Below are 18731 nucleotides of genomic sequence, written 5' to 3'. Positions count from 1 at the left end.
AAATCAATGCTGTCCCTTCGGGCGTTTTCGCCCCGTTTGGCCGCCCGATTTCACCCCGTCCCCTCCACTCCCGCCGGATGCTCCGGCAGCAGCAGTGCCGCGCGGAAGGCGCCCTCGCCGCCCGAGAGCACAAGCGCGCCGCCATGGGCGCGGGCGACTTCCGCCGCGATGGCAAGGCCGAGCCCCGAGCCGTGGGAGGCCGCGCCCTTCTGGAACGGCTCGCACAAGTGCGCCCGCGCCTCCGGCGGAATTCCCGGCCCGTCATCGGTGACGGCGAGGGCAAAGCCCGAGGGAATATCCTCCACCGCCACGGTGAGGCGCGTGCGGGCGCCATGGGCGAGCGCGTTGTGGATGAGGTTGGCGAGCGCCTCCCGCACGCTGATGGGGTCCGCCCAGATGGTGGCTGGGTCCATTTGCGGCAGGAAGGCGATGGAGACCTCCCGGTCGAGGCTGAGTGGCACGGCCTGGGAGAGCACGGATTTGGCCAGCGCGTTGAGATCCACTTCGGTGAAGCGCGGCGACTGGGCGCGGTGCAGGATCATGGCATGGTCCAGCAACTGGCTGGTCAGCCGGCCAAGATCGGAGACCCGGTTCCGCAGACGCTCCAATTCGTCCGGATTGACGCTCCCCGCCGCCAGCAATTCGGCCTCCGCATCGATGGCGGCGAGCGGCGTGCGGATCTGGTGGGCGGCGTCGGCGATGAAGCGCTGCATCATCCGCACGCGCGTGTCGAGCCGCTGCATGAAGCCGTCGATGGCGCCCACCAGCGCCCGCACCTCCGGCGGCGCGACCACCGAAATGGGGCGCAAGTCGTCCGGCTGCCGGCCGGCAATCTCCGCCTCGATGCGGGTCAGCGGGGCGAAGACCAGGCCGAGGCACAGAGCGGTCGCCACCAGAGCCAGCGTGTTCATGGCCGCGATCAGCGCCAGGGCCTTCAAAGTGAGGTCGAAGGCGAGCGCATTGCGGGCGTCCAGGGTCTGGGCAAGCACGATCTCGATCCAGCCATCGCCCGGCGCGTTTTCAAGCTTGCGGGCGAGCACGGCGATGCGCACCTTGTGGCCGCGAAAGGTGCCGTCGGCGAGCACGACGCCGGAGCGGGCGGCGCTCGGTGCCACGTCGGCGGCAAGGTCGTCATGGCCGGCCACCACCACGCCGCGCCCATCCGTGACCTTGTAGAAGACGAGGTCATAGGCCGAGAGGGTCGAGAAGGCGGCGGCGGGTGGCTCCAGCGCCACCACCCCGCCCTGGAGATAGATGTTCTCCGCGATCTGGATGGCCCCACCAATCAGCAGCTTGTCATAGGCATCGCGGGCGGCGAGCGCCGCATATTGCCAGGCGGCGATGGACAGGATGAGCGAGCCCACCGCCAGCAGCGCGCCGACGATGAACAGGACGCGGGCGCGCAGCGAGGCGCGCAGCTCACGAAGCGAGGAGCTGATAGCCAAGGCCGCGCTCGGTGCGAATTTCCACGGGGGTGCCGGCGAGCTTGCGCCGCAGGCGGGCGACGAACTGCTCCACCGCATTGGGGCTCGGATCCTGGTCGAAGCCGAACAATTGCTCCACCAATTCTTCCTTCGAGACGTAGCGCCCCGATTTGGAGGCGAGGATTTCCAGCACGGTCAGTTCGCGCCGGGTGAGATCGAGCGGCCGGCCCGCCACCGCCGCCGTGCGCCCCGCCCGATCGATGGCCAGTGGCCCCACCTTGAGGGTGTTGTCCGACAGCCCGGCGGCCCGGCGCAGCAGGGCGCGGGCGCGGGCCTCCAGCTCGCGATAGTCGAACGGCTTGGTCAGGTAGTCGTCGGCGCCGAGATCCAGCGCGCTGATGCGGTCATCCACCGCCGAGCGGGCGGTGAGCACCAGCACGGGGGTGCGCAGGCCACGACCGCGCAGATTCTTCAGCACCGTGAAGCCGTCCATGTTGGGCAGCATCACGTCGAGGACCACGAGGTCATAGACCTGGACTTCGATGAGTTCGCTTGCGGTGCGCCCGTCCGTCTCCCAGTCCACCGCATAGCCGATGCGCTCGAAGCGGCTCACCACGGCGCGGCCGATCTCCTCCGTGTCCTCCACCAGCAGGATGCGCACGATTGTCAGTCCCGGTCAGGTTCGTGTCAGCGATGCCGGCTATGATCCTAAGCAAGGTTGCCTGAGTGCACCAAGAAAAAAGAACGCGCCTTGTGGCACGGGAGGGACGATGACGCTGCATCCATCTGAGACTCAATTTGCGCCCCTGCTTTCGGTTGAAGGCGTGACGCTGCAATACAAGACGCCCGACACGCTGGTGACGGCGACATATCGCGTCGATTTCAAGGTCTATAATTCGGACCGCTTCGTTCTTCTTGGTCCGTCTGGTTGCGGCAAGTCCACTCTGCTGAAGGCCATTGGCGGATACTTGCGCCCCACCGAAGGCAAGATCCGCCTGAAGGGCAACGAGGTGCGCGAGCCCGGTCCCGACCGCATGATGGTGTTCCAGGAGTTCGACCAGCTCCTGCCCTGGAAGACCGTGGGCGAGAACGTCATCTTCGCGCTCACCGCCTCCGGCCGCGCCACCGAGGCGGAGGCTCGCGAGCGCGCCCGCTCCTATATCGACAAGGTCGGCCTGACCAAGTTCATCGACAGCTATCCCCACATGCTGTCCGGCGGCATGAAGCAGCGCGTGGCCATTGCCCGTGGCATGGCCATGGAGCCGGATGTGCTCCTCATGGATGAGCCCTTCGCGGCGCTCGACGCGCTCACCCGCCGCAAGATGCAGGACGAGCTGCTCCAATTGTGGGAGGACACGCACTTCACCGTGCTGTTCGTCACCCATTCCATCGAGGAGGCGATCAAGATCGGCACGCGCATCCTCCTGCTCTCTCCCCATCCCGGACGGGTGCGGGCCGAGCTGAACAGCGTGCCGGCCGAACAGATGGGCACCACGCCCGCCGTGGAGCTGGAAGCCCGCATCAACGACATGCTGTTCGGGCACCACTGAGGAGACGCCAAGATGAGCGAGACGCTTGTTCTGCGTCCGGAGATCGTCAATCCGGACACCCCCCTCGGCCATGTGGAAGTGGAAGCCTCCCTTTCCCTGTTCGAGCGGGTCTATCGCATCGGCGCGGTGCGCAAGGCCTTCATCCTGATCGTGCTGGCCTTGATCTGGGAAGGCTATGGCCGCTGGCTGGGCAACCCGCTGCTCTTTCCCACCTTCACCGAGACGCTCAGCGCCTTCTTCGAGAATATCCGCAACGGCGTCATTCCCGCCCGCACTTTGGTGTCGCTGGAAACGCTGCTGATCGGCTATGGCATCGGCGTGGCACTCGCCGCCGTGCTCACCACTTTGGCCATCGGCTCGCGGCTCGGGGCGGATCTGTTGGAGGCGCTGACCTCCATGTTCAACCCGCTGCCGGCCATCGCGCTTCTGCCGCTGGCGCTCATCTGGTTCGGCCTCGGCAAGGGTTCGGTGATCTTCGTTCTCGTGCATTCGGTGCTGTGGGCCATCGCGCTCAACACCCATTCGGGCTTCCGGGCGGTGTCCAACACGCTGCGCATGGTGGGCCTGAACTACGGCCTGCGGGGCCTGAAGCTGGTGCGCCTCATCCTCATCCCCGCCGCCTTCCCGGCCATTCTCACGGGCCTGAAAGTGGGCTGGGCCTTTGCCTGGCGCACGCTGATTGCCGCCGAGCTGGTGTTCGGTGTCTCCTCCGGCAATGGCGGGCTCGGCTGGTTCATCTTCGAGAACCGCAACCAACTGGAAACCGCCAATGTGTTCGCCGGCCTGTTCACCGTGATCCTGATCGGTCTCGTGGTGGAGAATGTCGGCTTCGCCACCATTGAGCGCAAGACCGTGCGCCGCTGGGGCATGCAGCACTGACGCCTCAAACCCTAAGGGCGCCCCACGCCAAAACCGGGGCGCCCGTCTAACATCGCAATTTCGGGGAGGAAAAAATGAGCTTCTTCAAGCATGTGACCGCAGCCGCCCTCGGCCTTGCCCTGGTGGCGGGCGGAATGGGCGCCGCCCGCGCCGAGGTCAAGGAAGTCCGCATCTCCAAGGGATACGGCATCCTCTATCTGCCGCTCATCGTCATGGAAGACCAGAAGCTGCTGGAAAAGCACGCCGAGAAGGCGGGCCTTGGGGCGGTGAAGGTCAATTGGCTGATGCTGGATGGCGGCAATGTCATCAATGACGCCATGATGGCCGGCTCCCTCGACATTGCCGGCACGGGCGCGCCGGGCTTCATCACGCTCTGGGCCAAGGCCAAGGGCATTCCCAATGTGGAAGTCATCGGGGTCAGCGGCCTCAGCTCCACCGCGCTATGGATGAATTCCAACAACCCGGCCATCCAGTCGCTGAAGGACTTCAAGTCTTCCGACAAGATCGCCCTGCCGGGCATCAAGACCTCGCTGTCCGCCGTCATTCTCCAGATGATGGCCGCGCACGAATTCGGCCCCGCCAATTATGCCAAGCTCGACCCGCTCACCGTGGGCCTGCCCCATCCCGAGGCGCTCGCCGCGCTGGTGGGCGGCAAGACCGAGATCACCGCCCACTTCACCTCCCCGCCCTTCGCCTATCTGGAACTGAAGGACCCCAAGGTGCACCGGGTGGCCAGCTCCGTGGACGTGATCGGCCGCCTGACCATGGACGTGACCTTCGCGCCCAAGCGCTTCGTGGATGCCAATCCGAAGATGGTGCAGGCCTTCATCGACGCCCTCGACGAGGCCAACGCCCTGATCGAGCGCGACAAGCCGCTGGCGGCGGAAATCTATGTGCGCAATTCCAAGGTGAAGACCACCAAGGAGGAATTCCTGGAGATGCTCCAGGACAAGGACACCTGGTTCTCCACCACCCCCGAAGGCATCATGAAGATCGCCGACTTCATGTACCAGGCGGGCTCCATCAAGGTGAAGCCGGCCGGCTGGAGCGACCTGTTCGTGCCCCAGCTGAAGGACCGCTCGGGCAGCTGAGGCCTTTCCCTCGCACAAGAAGGCCGCCACCGGGGAACCGGGGCGGCCTTTTTGCCGTCTTGGGCGGAGCGAAGGCTGGGCCGCCTGCGCTCAGGCGCCCAGATACTGCGCCTCGGTGACCTGCTCCAGCCAGTCCACCGCCCGCCCATCCAGGCGCTCCTGGATGGCGATGTGGCTCATGGCGGTGTCGGGGGCAGCGCCGTGCCAGTGCTTCTCGCCGGGCGGGAACCACACCACGTCGCCGGGCCGCAATTCCACGATGGGTCCGCCCTCCCGCTGCGCCCGCCCGAAGCCGGTGGTGATGATGAGCGTCTGGCCCAGCGGATGGGTGTGCCAGGCGGTGCGGGCGCCGGGCTCGAAGGTCACCAGCGTCCCCGCCACGCGGGCCGGCGCGTCCGGCTGGAACAGCGGATCCTGGCGCACCGTGCCGGTGAAATAGTCCGCGGACGGCGTGAGCGAGGGCCGCTCGCCCGCATGTGTGATGTCCATCCCGCAATCTCCTCCATTTTGCCTCCCCCCACACATAGGCGCGAACCGTCCTCCCGGGCAGGGGGCAGAGCGGATGGCTTGGTGTAAGGTGCGGCGAAAAATTGGAGGACCCCATGCCCGCCGATCGCCGCATCACCGATCTCCTCGGCATCGACCTGCCCGTCATCCAGGCCCCCATGGCCGGCTCTTCCACCCCCGACATGGCGGTGGCCGTGGCGGAGGCGGGCGGGCTCGGCTCGCTACCCTCCGCCCAATACAGCGTGCCCCAGCTGCGCGAGGCGATCCTGGGCATCAAGGCGCGCACAAGCCGCCCGCTGAACGTCAACTTCTTTTGCCACGTCCCGCCCGCTGATGATCCGGCCGGCCAGGCCGCCTGGCGGGCGCGGCTCCAGCCTTTTTATGAGGAAGCGGGCCTTGCCGACTTGGTGCCCCCGGCCGGTCCCGGCCGCGCGCCGTTCGACGATGCCTTCTGCGCCGTGGTGGAGGAGTTGCGGCCGGAGGTGGTGAGCTTCCATTTCGGCCTGCCGGCGCCCGACCTCCTGGAGCGGGTGCGGCGGACCGGGGCGCGGATCTTGTCCTCCGCCACCACGGTGCGCGAGGCCCTCTGGCTGGAGAGCCAAGGCGTCGATGCCATCATCGCCATGGGCGCCGAGGCGGGCGGGCACCGGGGCAATTTCCTCACCCACGACATGGCCGGCCAGGTGGGGACGATGGCGCTGGTGCCGCAGGTGGTGGATGCGGTCTCAGTGCCCGTCATCGCCGCTGGCGGCATCGCCGATCGGCGCGGCGTCGCGGCGGCCTTCGCGCTGGGGGCCTGCGCTGTGCAGGTGGGCACCGCCTATCTCTTCACCCGCGAGGCCAATGTGAGCGCGCTCTATCGCGCGGCGCTGGAGGGCGCGGCGGGGGATGAGACGGCGCTCACCAATCTTTTCACTGGCCGCCCGGCGCGGGGCATCCTCAACCGCCTCATGCGCGAGGTGGGGCCGCTGAGTGCCCTGGCGCCCGCCTTCCCCACAGCCGGCGGCATGCTGGCGCCCCTGCGCCAGACGGCGGAGGCCAAGGGCGCGGCGGATTTCACCAATCTGTGGGCGGGGCAGGCGGTGGCGGTGAGCCGCATCTCCAGCGCGGCGGATCTGACGCGGGAACTGGCCGCCGGCGTGCCCGGCTGATCCTCAGGCGGGGACCCCGGCCGCAAAGCCTTCCAGCTGCCGCACCAGCAGGTCGGGCACCTCGATGATGCCGGCCGCGCGGCGTTCCGCCCGCAGGCGCCGCGAGCCGTCGAAGGGCATGCGCACGGTGCCCCCGCCCGCCACCGGGCGGGTGGCGCGCACCGCGTCTCCATAAGCCGAGGCGTTGCGGCGGAACGTGTCCGCATCGCCCAACAGGTCGGGCTTGAGGGTGATGATGACCATGCCGAAATCGGCCAGCTCCGGCGGGATGGTCGGCGAGCCCGCGAGCATGCCAAGCAGATGCACCACGATGGCGAGGCCCGATCCCTTCGGCCCGCCCCAGGCGGCAAACGCGCCAGCGAGCGCGGCAGCGGGATCGCGGGTGGGTGCGCCATCCGGGCCATAGGCCACGCCCTCGGGGAGTTCGTGGCCGAGGCGCTTCGCCAGCGTCACCTCCGCATGGATGATGGCGGAGGTGCCGATGTCCCAGATCACCGGCGCGTCCGCCGTGGGAAAGCCGAAGCACATGGGATTGGTGCCGAACCGCCCTTCCGTGCCGCCATAGGGCGCCACCCAAGGCGAGGCGTTTGACGCGATCATGCTCACAAGGCCACGGGCGGCGGCCATTTCGGCATAATAAGAGAGCATGCCCGTGTACCAGGTGCGGCAGGCGCCGACCACCGCGATGCCGGAGGCGTCCGCCTTCTCGATGGCCATCTCCATGGCCCGATGCGCCACCAGATAGCCGATCTGGTCGCCGCCATCGAGGCGGGCGGAGACGGGCGTCTCATGGAGCACGCGCATGGGCTCGCGCGGCGTGGTGGTGCGCTGGAAGCGCTCGGCCACGGACACGGCGCGGGCAAGGCCGCCATAATCCAGGCCCCGCAATTCGCAATCCATCAGATGGTCGGCAATGAGCGCCGCCTCCGCCGGGCTGTGGCCGAAGGCTTCCATGACCCGCTCCGCGAGGCGCCGGGCTTCGTCGAGGGTGAGGCGCATGGCGGTGGCTCCTGGTTGGGTGGGGGGCGGATGGAAGGCGGCGGGCGCGCGGCGGCCGGCGCGGACACCCGGACGCATGGCTGTCGCGCCCCCTCCGCTCGTCAGGCCCGGCCTTGTGCCGGGCATCCACGGGGTGGGGCCGGGCGGGCCGCAGTCGGTTCCGCGAACGGAGGGGTGTGGATGGCCGGAACCCGCATGCTTGCGGGTTCCGACAGGAGAGCCGCAAGTCGTCAACAGACGACTTGCGGGATAAACCCGGCCATGACGGCGGCCTCAGGTGCAATGGAGGCGCTTAACATGCAGCCTTGGCCGCCGCGGCGTGGCCGCTCAACCGCCCGCCGCTTCCTTTTCCACCTCGTTGAAGGCTTCCTGCGCGGTGCGGAAGGAATCCACGCCGGCCGGGATGCCGCAATAGATGGCCACCTGGAGCAGCACCTCGCGGATCTCCGCCTTGGACACGCCGTTCTTCAGTGCGCCCTTCACATGCATCTTCAGCTCGTGATTGCGGTTGATGGCGCCGAGAATGGCAAGGTTCAGCATGGAGCGCGTCTTGCGCGGCAGCTGGTCCTCGCGGCCCCACAGCCAGCCCCAGCAATATTCGGTCGTCAGCTCCTGCATGGGGCGGTTGAATTCGGTGGCGTTGTTGAGCGAGCGCTCCACGAACTCCTTGCCGAGCACGTCCTTGCGGATGGAGAGGCCGCGCTCGAAGACATCGTTGGTCATGATGGTCCTTCCTGGTCTTTCAAGGGTGAAAAGCGGCCCGGCGCGCTCGCGCCGGGCCGGAGGGGGAGCGGGGCCGGCGCGAGGGCGGATCCGCTCGGGAAAGGCCGGGTCTTCTGGTCCTGGCCTGGTGTGTCGGCGGCGCGTTGAGGCGCCTCAAAAAGGTGTCCGTCATGCCCGGGCTTGTCCCGGGCATCCACGCGGCGCCGCCTGGAGGGGCGCAGCAAACCTGTTCTTTTTCTTCTTGGTTGTTTCTTGTGACACGCCCCGTGGATGGCCGGGACAGGCCCGGCCATGACGGCTCTGAAGCGTGCATCCGCCTGGCGAAGTCTTGAGCTTACGTCTCGTCGTACGTCCTGCCCTTATTTCTTCGGCCAGAAGGGCTCGGCCACCGCCAAATCCTTCGGGAAGACGGTGACGGGGATGCCGTTCTGCCACTGCACAACGGTCATCTGCGCATCCACGCGCCGGCCCTTCTCGTCGAACTTGATGATGCCGCCGGGGTAATATTTGGACGGCCCGCCATCCATGGTGCGCAGGGCCTCGGCCACCGCCACCTTGTCGGCCTTGCCGGCCTTTTCCAGCGCGTCCTTGATGACCCACATGTCGCCATAGGTGGAGATGGCGTTCTGCGTCATCCAGGGCTCCTTGTAGCGGGCGTTCAGCTCCTTCACGAGCCCTTCATGGCCCTTGGTGGCCCACGAGCCGACGCAGGTCAGAAGCCCCTGGAGAAGCTGAGGCGAGATGGTCTGGAGAATGTCCGGCTCGGCAATGGCGATGCCGAAGGAGATGGTGGGAATGCGGCCCTGTCCGAGGCCGAATTCGTTCATCTTCTCCAGCACCAGCTTGGCGTCGGAAATGACGGTGGGCAGGAAGAAGAGCAGGTCCGGCCGGGTGGAGCGCACCTTCTGGATCAGGGGGGTCGCGTCCGACAAGGGAGGCGTGAAGGTCTCGTCCATGACGAGTTCCAGGCCCAGTTCCTTGAGCAGGCCCTCGCGCATGGGCTTCACGGAGGCGATGGAGGCGCCGGTATTGTCGGTGATGATGGCCACCGTCTTCGGCCGCTTGCCGGAGGCATCCTCGGCCAGCTTCATGATGAGCGGCAAGGCCTGGCGCGCCTGCGAGGCGGCGGTCGCCGAGGTCTGGAACACATAATGGAAGCCGCGGTCGGTGATGAGGTCGGAATAGGAGAGCGTCAGCATGGGAAGCTGGGCGCGCTCGGTGACTTCGGTGGCCGCCAGCGTGAAGGAGGACAGGTAGGCGCCGGTGGCGGCGACGAGATCCGGCTCCTGCGCCACCATGCGCTGGGCGGCATTCTTGGCCTTCTCCGTGGTGTCGCCGGAATCCAACACCACCAGCTTCAGCTTCGCACCGCCCAAGGCCTTGATGCCGCCGGCGGCATTGATGTGGTCCACCGCCATTTCGGCGCCCATCTTCATGACATTGCCGGGGCGGGCATAAAGGCCCGACAGCGGCACCAGCAGGCCCACCTTCACCTCCTGCGGCTGGCCGGCCGCCGGGGCGGCGGCGCTGCCTTGCGCGGGAGCGGCGGGAGCGGGGCTCGCGCCCTGTGCCAGCGCACCGCCCGCCGCCAGCGTCGAGGCCACCGCCGCGAGCATGGTCCGGCGCGTCAGCGCGCGCGTCCAGGTCTCTTTCATGGTTGTTCCTCCCTTATATTTGTTAAGACTTATTTTGTTCTTGTTTTCTGGCTTTTTGTCTTCAGATGTTCAGTGTTCATTGCGATGTCTTCGCAAGGTCTGAAAAGCTGGCGTCATGCCCGGGCTTGTTCCGGGCATGACGGTCCAAAGGCGCGCGCGCCGGCCGGTCACTTCTTGGGCCAGAAGGGCGGGGCGACGGCCAGCGCCTCGGGGAAGACGGTGACGGGGATGCCGTTCTGCCACTGCACCACCACCACGCCCGCGCCGATGCGCCGGCCCTTCTCGTCGAACTTCAGGATGCCGCCGGGATAGTATTTGGAGGGGCCGCCATCCATGGTGTGGAGGGCATTGGCCACAGCTTCCTTGTCGGCCTTGCCGGATTGTTCCAGCGCATCCTTGATGAGCCACATGTCGCCATAGGTGGAGACCACGTTCTGCGTCATCCAGGGCTCGTTATACTTGGCCTTCAACTCGGCCATGAGCTTTTCCTGGCCCTTGACGCCCCAATTGGCGACGATGGTCATGATGCCCTGCACCACTTCCGGGCTCACCGACTGGAGCATGTCCGGCTCGGCGATGGTGATGGAGAAGGAGATGGTGGGCACCTTGCCCTGGCCGAGGCCGAATTCGTTCAGCTTTTCAAGGCCGAGCTTGGCATCCGAAATGGCGTTCGGCATGAAGAAGAAGAGGTCCGGCCGCGTGGAGCGGACCTTCTGGATGATGGGGGTGGCATCCGCCAGCGGCGGGGTCCACACCTCGTCCATCACCAGCTCCAGGCCGAGCTGGGGAAACAGCTTTTCCTTCAGCGCCTTGGCGGTGGCGATGGAGGTTCCGGTATTGTCCATGGCGATGGCCACGGTCTTCGGCTTCTTGCCGGAGGCCTTCTCCGCCAGCTTCATCAATTCCGGCAGGCCCTGCATGGACTGGGAGGAAGCGGTGGCGGCGGTCTGGAAGATATACTTGAACCCACGATCCGTGAGCAGGTCAGAATAGGACAAAGTCAGTAAGGGGAGTCCCGCCCGCTCGGTGACTTCGCTCACCGCCAAGGTGAACGAGGACAAATACGAGCCGGTGGCGGCGACGAGATCCGTCTCCTGCGCCACCATGCGCTGGGCGGCGTTCTTGGCCTTCTCCACCGTGTCGCCGCAATCGATGGGAACGAGCTTCAGCTTCGCCCCGCCCAGCGACTTGACGCCCCCCGCCGCATTGATGTCGGCGATGCCCAGCTCGGCCCCCATCTTCATCACCGCGCCGGGCCGGGCATAGAGGCCGGAAAGCGGCACGATGAGCCCGACCTTGACCTCGGCCGGCGACCCCTGCGCCATGGCGCGGGTGGAGAGCGCAAGTCCCGTGGCCGCCGCCCCGCCGACGAAGGCGCGGCGGGTCAGCGCGGAAATGAAGTCCTCGTCCATGTTATTCCTCCCTAGATCCGTAATTCCTCGGCCTTGTTCCGACCGTGTTCGGAGCGTGTTCGCTACATGCCGAGATAGGCTTGGCGCACCCGGTCGTCGGCCCGGAGCGTGGCGTTGGAGCCGGAGAGCACCACCCGTCCCGCTTCCAGAACATAGCCCTGGTCTGCCGACTCCAGCGCCTCAGCAACCCGTTGTTCCACCAGGAGAATTGTAAGCTTCGTCTCGCGGCGGATCTCGATCAGCTTGTCGAAGATGAAGTCCGCAATGGCCGGCGCGAGGCCCATGGAGGGCTCGTCCAGCATCAAAAGCTTTGGCGCCGAGGCGATGCCCCGGCCGATGGCCACCATCTGCTGCTCGCCGCCCGAAAGGGTGCCCGCAAACTGCTCTGATCTTTCCTTAAGCACTGGCATCAAAGAGAAAATCAGGTCGAGATTGCGCTTGAAACTGCGTCTTCCGGCCTCGGTAAAGGCCCCCATTTCGAGATTCTCCATCACCGAAAGGGACGGGAAGACCTGCCGGCCCTCCGGCACATGGGCGATGCCCAGGTGCGGCCGCTCGTGGGGGGGAACCTTGGCAAGGTCCTTCCCCTCGAAGCGGATGGCGCCGGCGCTGGGCGCCACCACTCCCGATATGGTCTTGAAAAGCGTGGACTTTCCCGCGCCGTTGGGGCCGACGATGGCGACGAACTGGTCCGCCTCCACGCTGATCGAGACATCCTTCAGGACCGGGACCACGGAATATCCCGCGCAGACCCCCTCAAGCGTGAGCATGAGCCACCCATTTCTTGCCGAGATAAGCCTCGATGACCCGAGGGTTGCGGGTGACGGCCTCGGGCTCGCCATCCACCAGGACGGCGCCGTGGTCCAGCACCAGGAAGTGATCCACCAGGCGCACCATGGCCTGCATGGTGTGCTCGATGATGACGATGGTAACTCCTTCTCTTGCAAGGCGTTGCACCACCGTCACCACCTCGTCCGCCTCGCCGTGGCCGAGGCCGGCAAGGGTCTCGTCCAGCAGCAGAAGGCGGGGCTTTCCGGCCAGCGCGCGGGCGATTTCCATCAGCCGCAGCTCCTTGGTGGTCAGCTCCGCCGCCACCTTGTCGGCCACCGCAGAGAGCCCGGCGCGGGCCACCGCGTCATCGGCAAAGCGCAGGGCCTCGTCCTCGCTTTTCGCCCGCACATAGGCGCCCACCCGGACATTCTCGCGCACCGACATGCGGGGGAAGGGGCGCATGACCTGGAAGGTCCGGCCGACGCCCGCCTCGCACAATTCGTGCGGACGGCGGCCCACCATCTCCTTGCCGTCGAACGTCACCGTGCCCGTGTCAGGCTTCAGGAAGCCGTTGAGAAGGTTGAACAAAGTGGTCTTTCCGGCGCCGTTGGGGCCGATGATGCCGAGGATCATGCCCTCATGCACATCGAAGCTGACATCCTGCACGGCCTTCAGTCCGCCGAACGACTTGGAGAGGCCGCGCACCGACAGCAGCACCTTTCCGCCCGGCGCCCGGCGTTGCCGCGCGGGGGAGGGGGTGAAGGCCACCACATGGTCCGGCAGCACGGGGGCGACCGCGGTCGGCGTCCCGGAGCGCTTGCGCCACCAGTCGCGCACCTTCCAATAGACGCCCTCGGGCGCCATGAGGATCACCGCCATGATGGCGATGCCGAAGATGACGCCCTGGATGCCGGGCACCCGCGCGCCCAGTTCCGCGTGCAGGATCTCGGACACCGGGATCAGCACCGCGGCGCCGATCAGCGGTCCCCAGACGGTGCCGATGCCGCCGAACATGGACACGGTGAGCGCCTGGGCGGACACCAGCATGCCGAACACGGAAGGCGGAGTAACCACAAGCAGAACAACCGCATAGAAGGCACCTACCGCACCGGCGATGGCGCCGGACAGGACGATGGCGGAGAGCTTCCAGCGCAGCGTGTTGATGCCCGCCGCCTCCGCCGCCGCCTCGTTCTGCTTGATGGCGAGGAGCGCGACGCCGAACCGGCAGCGCTCCACCCAACGGGTGATGAGCACGACGATGAGCAGCATGGCGAGGGCGACGAAGGTGTACATGCGCGGATCGGAGAATTGCATGTACGCGAACGGCGTCTCCCGCTTGATCGGGATGGTCAGCTCCTGGTAGCCGAGCCACTCGAAAATATAGAGCAACGCCAAGGGGTAAGCCAGCATCGCCAAGGCGAAGTAGTGGCCCTTGAGGCGGAAGGTGGGGAAGCCGATGAGCAGGCCGGCAATGCCACCGATAACCGCCGAGATGGGGATGGAGATCCAGGGCGAGATGTCGAAATAGATCTGCCCCAGCACGGTCGCATAGGCGCCGAGCCCGAAGAAGGAGGCGTGGCCGAAGGAGACAAGGCCCGTATAGCCGGACAAGAGGTTCCACGAGAGGCCGAAGCAGGCCCAGACGAGCACCAGCGTGAGGGTGAGCTGGTAGTAGGAATTGGTGACCACGAGGGTCACTGCCGCGTAGATGGCCGCGACGATCAGCAAGGGGGCGAGGGAGCGAAGGGTCTGCATCACGTCCTCTCCACCATGCGGCCGAAAAAGCCCTGCGGACGCAGGAAGATAATGAGCAGGAAGACGACGAAGATCGCCGCGTTCTGGAGCTGCGTGGGCAGGACCAAGGTGGAGAGCTGCTGCACCAGGCCAATGGTCATGCCGCCCCAGAAGGCGCCGGTGATGGAGCCCATGCCGCCCAGCACCACGCCGGCATACATGACGATCACGTATTCAAGGCCGATGAAGGGATGGAACGGGTAGTTGGTGGCAAGCAGCCCGCCCGCGAGCGCCGTCACCGCCGTGCCAAGGCCGAAGGCGATGCGGTAGGAGCGGTCGATGTCGATGCCCATGTAAGTGGCCGCAACCGGATTGTCAGCGGAGGCGCGCAAGGCCTTTCCGAGGCGGGTGCGGGCGATCAGCAGCCACAGGCCGACCATGGCGACGACCGAGAAGAGGGCCGCTATGCCACGGGACTTGTTCACGAAAATGGAGACGTAATCGCCCCAGAACGGCCCCAGTTCCCAGGCGCTGGATGACAGCGGCGTGCGGATGGAGGCGAGCACCGAGCCGAACACGATCAGCCCGCCATTCTGCAGCACGAGCGCGATGCCGAGCGTCAGGATGAGCTGGGCGAAATGCCCCTCGCCTTCCAGCTGCGCCGTGCGCTGGCCGGTGACGCGGGAGATCAGCAGCTTGTGGATGAAGTAGCCGAACAGGAACAGGAGCGGCGCCGACAGGACGATGGCCACATAGGGGCCGATCACACTGCCGAAGATCGTCTGTATTCCAAAGGTGAGGAACAGATAATAGGCGGCATACATGCCGAGCATCATGAAATCGCCCTGGGCGAAGTTGATGACGCGCATGACGCCGAAGATGAGGCCCAGGCCCACGCACATGAGCCCGTAGATCGCCCCTGCCAGAATGCCGGCGGCCAGCGCCTGGAGAATATTCTCGACCATCTGCGACGTCATGGCTGCGTCCTCGCAGCCAGGGGCGCAGTGCCGCGCGGCACCGTCTTCATTTCCTTGGTCCTCCCAGTTTTCAGCCGGGCTTTGTGCCCGTTGGTCCCATCCCTTCCGCTGAGCGGAAAGGCTCATGCATGCAGTGTGTTGGCCGCCACCACCGTGCGCCCCGCGCCATCGGCGGGGGCGGCGCACAGGGCCGCGATCTGGCCGGTATCGGCGGCGTGTTCGAGCTCGTCCACGCGCTCTTCGATCTCCTCCGCCCGGGCGGCTCCGATCACGGCGCCGGCGGCCGTGCGGAAGCGCTGGCGGATCTCGCTCTCGGTGGCGGGAATGACATCGGCGAGGCGCCGGCTGATGGTGGCGCCGCCGGCGAGCTGCACCACCACTTCCGCCCCTTGGGCGGCGGGGAAGCGGGCGGAGAATTCCGCGTCGCGCTCAAGGCGGATCAGCCCGGCAAGCCGCAGGATCTCGGGCGCGTCCAGGCGACGATAATTCTCTTCCTCCACGGCCTTGCGCACCAAGGCGGCGGCAACGCCGTACTGGATCGACATCTTGGCCTGGAGCGCCCGCTCATAGGGGCCGGCGAAGTCACAGCCGGGATAGCGGATGGCGGCTTCGGGGAGGAGGACGGTGACCTCGCGAATGGTCTCGCGCCCGTCGATCTGCTGCGCCACGCGTAGCGCCGCCTGGGTGGCGGTCTGGGCGAAATTGCAGGCGGGGGCGGGCTTGTTGTAGACGGCGAGCACCTCGGCCTGGCCGCGCGGGAAGAGCGTCACGGGCTGGGAGAGCGCCGCCCGTCGGAACGCCATGGCAAGGCCCGCCTCGCCCTCCAGGATATAGTCCGACCCCATCGCTCCCGCGCGGGCGAGGTCCACCGAGAGGATGGCGGCGCGGGCCGCAAAGCCAGGATGGAAATACATGTCGCTGCTACCCTCATGCGGCCATTGGTTCAGGCCGCTGGAGGCATTGGCGCCGAGCGCCAGGGCGGAGGTGATCTGGTTTTCCGACAGGTCCAGCAGGCGGCTTCCCGCCGCCGCGCCGGCGATGGGGCCCAGCAGGCCCGTGGGGCGGAAGAGGCGGGCAAGATCCGCATTGAACAGCGCCCGTCCCAGCCGCCCGCCCACCTCGTAGCCGACGGCCGCTGCGGTCAGGAACGCCGCGCCCGATACGGGGGCACGCTGGCTGAGGGCCAGGAGGACGGGCCAGATGACTACGCCGTGGTGGCCGATGCTGGCGGCGTGCATGTCCTCGCGCACCAGGCCGTGGCCGGCGGTGGCATTGGCAAAGGCGGCATCGCCCGTGGGTGCGGTGACGGAGGTGCCGATGATGGTCGCGCCTTCGCTGGTGCGCGGCGCGACGGCCACCGCCTCGCGGCTCCAGGGCAGGTCGGCGGCCTCGAAGGCACAGGAGAGGAAGTCGAGAAGGCACACCTTCAGCTTGTCGCGGGTGGCCGACGACAGGTCATCAAGGCGCGTCCCCCGCGCCTGGAGCGCGAGGGTGCGCGAGATGGAAAGCGGGCGCGCGGCCGCGTCCAGCATCGTCATGGATGCGTCTCCTCGACCTGTTGTTCTGTTTGCCGGTCCGCCGCTTCAGCTGGACCGGAGTCTTGCTTGGTCGCCTGCGCGACGTGTGAGGCGCGCCCGGGACTTGGACCCGGACGCGCGAAGATCAGCCGCGGATCTCGACTCCCGCCCATTCCTCGGAGAGGCGGGCGATGCTGGTGAAGTCGGAGTCCGCGCCATATTTGGCCTGGGTCAAGGCCAGGATCTGGCGGACGACCGCGCCCATAATCATGGGAATGCCCATGCCCTCGGCCTCGTCCAGGCACAGGCGCACGTCCTTGTAGGACAGTCCGGTGGCGAAGCCGAAATCGAAGGTCCCGGGCAGGACAGAGCGGGGGAACTTGTCCTGCGTGGCGCTGTTGCGGCCGGACGAGACATTGATGATGTCCAAGAGGATCTTGGGATCAAGTCCCGCCTTCACGCCCATGGCCATGCCCTCGGACGAGATGACCAAGGCGGCGGCGGCAAGCAGGTTGTTCACGAGCTTGGCCGTCTGGGCAAGGCCCGCCTTCTCGCCGGTATAGAACAGCTTGCCGAAATGCTTGAGAATGGGCTGTGCCGTGGTCTCGTAGACCTCGCGCGGACCGGAGATCATCAGCGCCAGCGTGCCGCCCTTGGCCCCCGCAATGCCGCCGGAGACGGGCGCATCAATCAGCGCAATGTCGCGCTCGGCAAGGCCCTTGGAGACGAATTGCGAGGCGCCTGGGCCGGAGGTGGATAGGTCGATGACCGTGCGCACCGCATTGCCACGGGAGATGCCGCCCTCGCCGATGGTCACCGCCTTGACGATGTCGGGGGTCGGCAGGCTGAGCAGGACGGTCTGGGCGGTCGAGGCCACTTCCAGCGGCGAGGCGGCAAGCCGCGCCCCCCGGGCCACCAGCGGCGCGGTGGCGGCCGGCTGCGTGTCGAACACGCACAGATCGTATCCCGCATCCAGAAGGCGGCCCGCCATGGCGCTGCCCATGCGGCCGAGACCCACGAACCCAACAAGTTCACCTGACATGACGCTTCCTCGGCGCTCTCGCGGCGCTCCCTGGCCGCAGGCAGGCCCGCGCCCCTTGGGCACCCTGCCGCGGCTCTTCGATTGCTGAGGGAGGCTAAACCGGAGACTTGCCGAGCGTCATTGCCGTTTCCGACATAACAGATTTCTCACGCCTGATCTTCGCGCTGCAGCGCGCCGGTGGCGACCGGCATATTGGAGGACCAGGCCCCGCGCCGCACCAGTTCCTGCACCTGCCGCCGCACCATTGAGGCGAGCGCGCGCGTGGAGAAGGTGGTGGGGCGCTGGCTGGAGGTGGCGAGGATCAACTGGCGGGTGATGACGGGATCGACAATGGACCAGCTCTTCATGCGGCCAGCCTCGATGAGATGGCGCGCCGGGCCATAGGAGAGCAAGGTGTAGCCGATGCCGTTTTCCACCAGGCTCAAGGTGGAGGGCATGGCATCCACTTCGATGATGACGTTGAGGTCAATCTCCGCCTCGCTCAGCAGCGAATCCACCACCAGCCGCAGGCCGTGGGGCCGCGAGGGAATAATCATCGGGATTTCCGGCAGCCGGCTCGCGGGAATGGGGCCGTCGGGAAGGCCAAGGGGATCGTCGATGGCGCCCAGCAAGTTGATCTCTTCCTGGAGCAGCGGCTCGGCGCGCAGGTTCGACGTGCGGGGCGCGTTGTAGAGCACGGCCACGTCGATCTTGCCGGTGGCGAGCCATTCCAGCAGATGGCCGGAAAAGCCTTCCACCACGCGGATCGCCACCATGGGAAACTCGGCGCGGAAGGTCTTCACCAGCGGCACGGTGAGCACCGCGCCCACGGAGGGCGGCATGCCCAACGCCACCGTGCCACGCGGGGAGGAGCGCAGCGCCGTCACCTCGTCGGTGGCGCGGGTGACGGTGTCCAGCACATTGCCCGCATAGCCGTGCAGCAGCTTGCCGGCCTCGGTCAGCACGATGCCGCGGCCGTTGCGGTAGAAGAGCTCGATGCCCAGCTCCTCCTCCAGCGACTTGATTTGCCGCGACAGGACCGGCTGGGCCACGGAGAGCACGGCGGCCGCGCGCGAGAAGGAGCCGAATTCCGCCAGCGTGGTGAAGGCCTTGAGCTGCTTGAAATCCATCCCGGGTCCGCTTTTCTGTTGCTTGGCTCTATTGCTTGGCCGCCCCTTGTGGCGCGGGCGGCGGCGCCAAATCTGGCATAACAGTTAGCACGCGGGCGAGTGCGGACACAGCGCGCCTCATCTGACAGTGTTCGCGTCCGCAGACGCACATCTCGTCTCAATGCCATTCAAAGGGCGCACGTCTTCCCGC

At 66.8% G+C, this 18731-nt stretch carries 17 protein-coding genes; 4 read left to right on the top strand and 13 right to left on the bottom strand.

Annotation, left to right across the window (positions count from 1 at the left end; translation table 11 throughout):
• Positions 1-50: 50 nt before the first annotated feature.
• Both ACT54L_RS20865 and ACT54L_RS20860 read right to left on the bottom strand, forming a co-directional pair.
• Positions 51-1445: a sensor histidine kinase gene (locus tag ACT54L_RS20865; protein WP_476087563.1), complete on the bottom strand. Its 1395-nt coding sequence runs from the start codon at positions 1443-1445 to the stop codon at positions 51-53.
• On the bottom strand, positions 1420-2085 hold the full coding sequence (locus tag ACT54L_RS20860; RefSeq protein ID WP_476087562.1) for a response regulator: 666 nt from the start codon (positions 2083-2085) through the stop codon (positions 1420-1422). Before ACT54L_RS20860 ends, ACT54L_RS20865 begins: the two co-directional genes overlap by 26 nt.
• A gap of 109 nt (positions 2086-2194) precedes the next feature.
• Here ACT54L_RS20860 and ACT54L_RS20855 point away from each other — a divergent pair, with 109 nt between their 5' ends.
• From ACT54L_RS20855 to ACT54L_RS20845, 3 genes are all read left to right on the top strand, one after another.
• The gene (locus ACT54L_RS20855; RefSeq protein ID WP_476087561.1) at positions 2195-2974 is read left to right on the top strand and encodes an ABC transporter ATP-binding protein; all 780 of its coding nucleotides are present in this window, start codon (positions 2195-2197) and stop codon (positions 2972-2974) included.
• A gap of 12 nt (positions 2975-2986) precedes the next feature.
• Positions 2987-3853, top strand: a complete 867-nt coding sequence (locus ACT54L_RS20850) for an ABC transporter permease (RefSeq protein ID WP_476087560.1) — start codon at positions 2987-2989, stop codon at positions 3851-3853.
• A 74-nt stretch (positions 3854-3927) separates the two neighbouring features.
• Positions 3928-4944 carry an ABC transporter substrate-binding protein gene (locus ACT54L_RS20845; RefSeq protein ID WP_476087559.1) on the top strand — a complete coding sequence of 339 codons (1017 nt, stop codon included), beginning with the start codon at positions 3928-3930 and terminating at the stop codon, positions 4942-4944.
• A 90-nt stretch (positions 4945-5034) separates the two neighbouring features.
• On the opposite strand, the gene ACT54L_RS20840 is transcribed toward ACT54L_RS20845, so the two are convergent.
• Positions 5035-5433, bottom strand: coding sequence for a (R)-mandelonitrile lyase (locus tag ACT54L_RS20840; RefSeq protein ID WP_476087558.1), 399 nt, complete (start codon positions 5431-5433; stop codon positions 5035-5037).
• 113 nt (positions 5434-5546) lie between these two features.
• Between ACT54L_RS20840 and ACT54L_RS20835 the strand changes: the two genes are divergently transcribed.
• Complete coding sequence (locus ACT54L_RS20835) at positions 5547-6602, top strand: NAD(P)H-dependent flavin oxidoreductase (RefSeq protein ID WP_476087557.1); 1056 nt, start codon at positions 5547-5549, stop codon at positions 6600-6602.
• 3 nt (positions 6603-6605) lie between these two features.
• Here ACT54L_RS20835 and ACT54L_RS20830 read toward each other — a convergent pair whose 3' ends face one another.
• From ACT54L_RS20830 to ACT54L_RS20785, 10 genes are all read right to left on the bottom strand, one after another.
• Positions 6606-7601: an Ldh family oxidoreductase gene (locus tag ACT54L_RS20830; RefSeq protein ID WP_476087556.1), complete on the bottom strand. Its 996-nt coding sequence runs from the start codon at positions 7599-7601 to the stop codon at positions 6606-6608.
• A 327-nt stretch (positions 7602-7928) separates the two neighbouring features.
• Positions 7929-8324 (bottom strand): carboxymuconolactone decarboxylase family protein, encoded by a 396-nt coding sequence (locus ACT54L_RS20825; protein WP_209099234.1) that lies wholly within the window; start codon positions 8322-8324, stop codon positions 7929-7931.
• 359 nt (positions 8325-8683) lie between these two features.
• Positions 8684-9979: an ABC transporter substrate-binding protein gene (locus tag ACT54L_RS20820; protein WP_476087555.1), complete on the bottom strand. Its 1296-nt coding sequence runs from the start codon at positions 9977-9979 to the stop codon at positions 8684-8686.
• Between the two features lie 167 nt (positions 9980-10146).
• Positions 10147-11391 (bottom strand): ABC transporter substrate-binding protein, encoded by a 1245-nt coding sequence (locus ACT54L_RS20815; protein ID WP_476087554.1) that lies wholly within the window; start codon positions 11389-11391, stop codon positions 10147-10149.
• A 62-nt stretch (positions 11392-11453) separates the two neighbouring features.
• The gene (locus ACT54L_RS20810; RefSeq protein WP_476087553.1) at positions 11454-12161 is read right to left on the bottom strand and encodes an ABC transporter ATP-binding protein; all 708 of its coding nucleotides are present in this window, start codon (positions 12159-12161) and stop codon (positions 11454-11456) included.
• Positions 12148-13917, bottom strand: coding sequence for a branched-chain amino acid ABC transporter ATP-binding protein/permease (locus tag ACT54L_RS20805; protein ID WP_476087552.1), 1770 nt, complete (start codon positions 13915-13917; stop codon positions 12148-12150). Before ACT54L_RS20805 ends, ACT54L_RS20810 begins: the two co-directional genes overlap by 14 nt.
• Positions 13917-14873 carry a branched-chain amino acid ABC transporter permease gene (locus ACT54L_RS20800; RefSeq protein ID WP_209099243.1) on the bottom strand — a complete coding sequence of 319 codons (957 nt, stop codon included), beginning with the start codon at positions 14871-14873 and terminating at the stop codon, positions 13917-13919. Before ACT54L_RS20800 ends, ACT54L_RS20805 begins: the two co-directional genes overlap by 1 nt.
• A 122-nt stretch (positions 14874-14995) precedes the next feature.
• Entirely contained in the window at positions 14996-16411 is a 1416-nt protein-coding gene (locus tag ACT54L_RS20795) for an MmgE/PrpD family protein (protein WP_476087551.1), read from the bottom strand.
• Positions 16412-16535: 124 nt separating this feature from the next.
• The gene (locus tag ACT54L_RS20790) at positions 16536-17495 is read right to left on the bottom strand and encodes an NAD(P)-dependent oxidoreductase (protein WP_476087550.1); all 960 of its coding nucleotides are present in this window, start codon (positions 17493-17495) and stop codon (positions 16536-16538) included.
• Positions 17496-17578: 83 nt separating this feature from the next.
• A complete protein-coding gene (locus ACT54L_RS20785; RefSeq protein ID WP_476087549.1) occupies positions 17579-18541 on the bottom strand; it encodes a LysR substrate-binding domain-containing protein in 963 nt (320 codons plus the stop codon).
• Between the last annotated feature and the right edge of the window lie 190 nt (positions 18542-18731).

The sequence above is a fragment of the Aquabacter sp. DMC10 genome (genome assembly GCF_056314145.1).
This window is presented reverse-complemented; position numbering and strand designations above follow the sequence as displayed.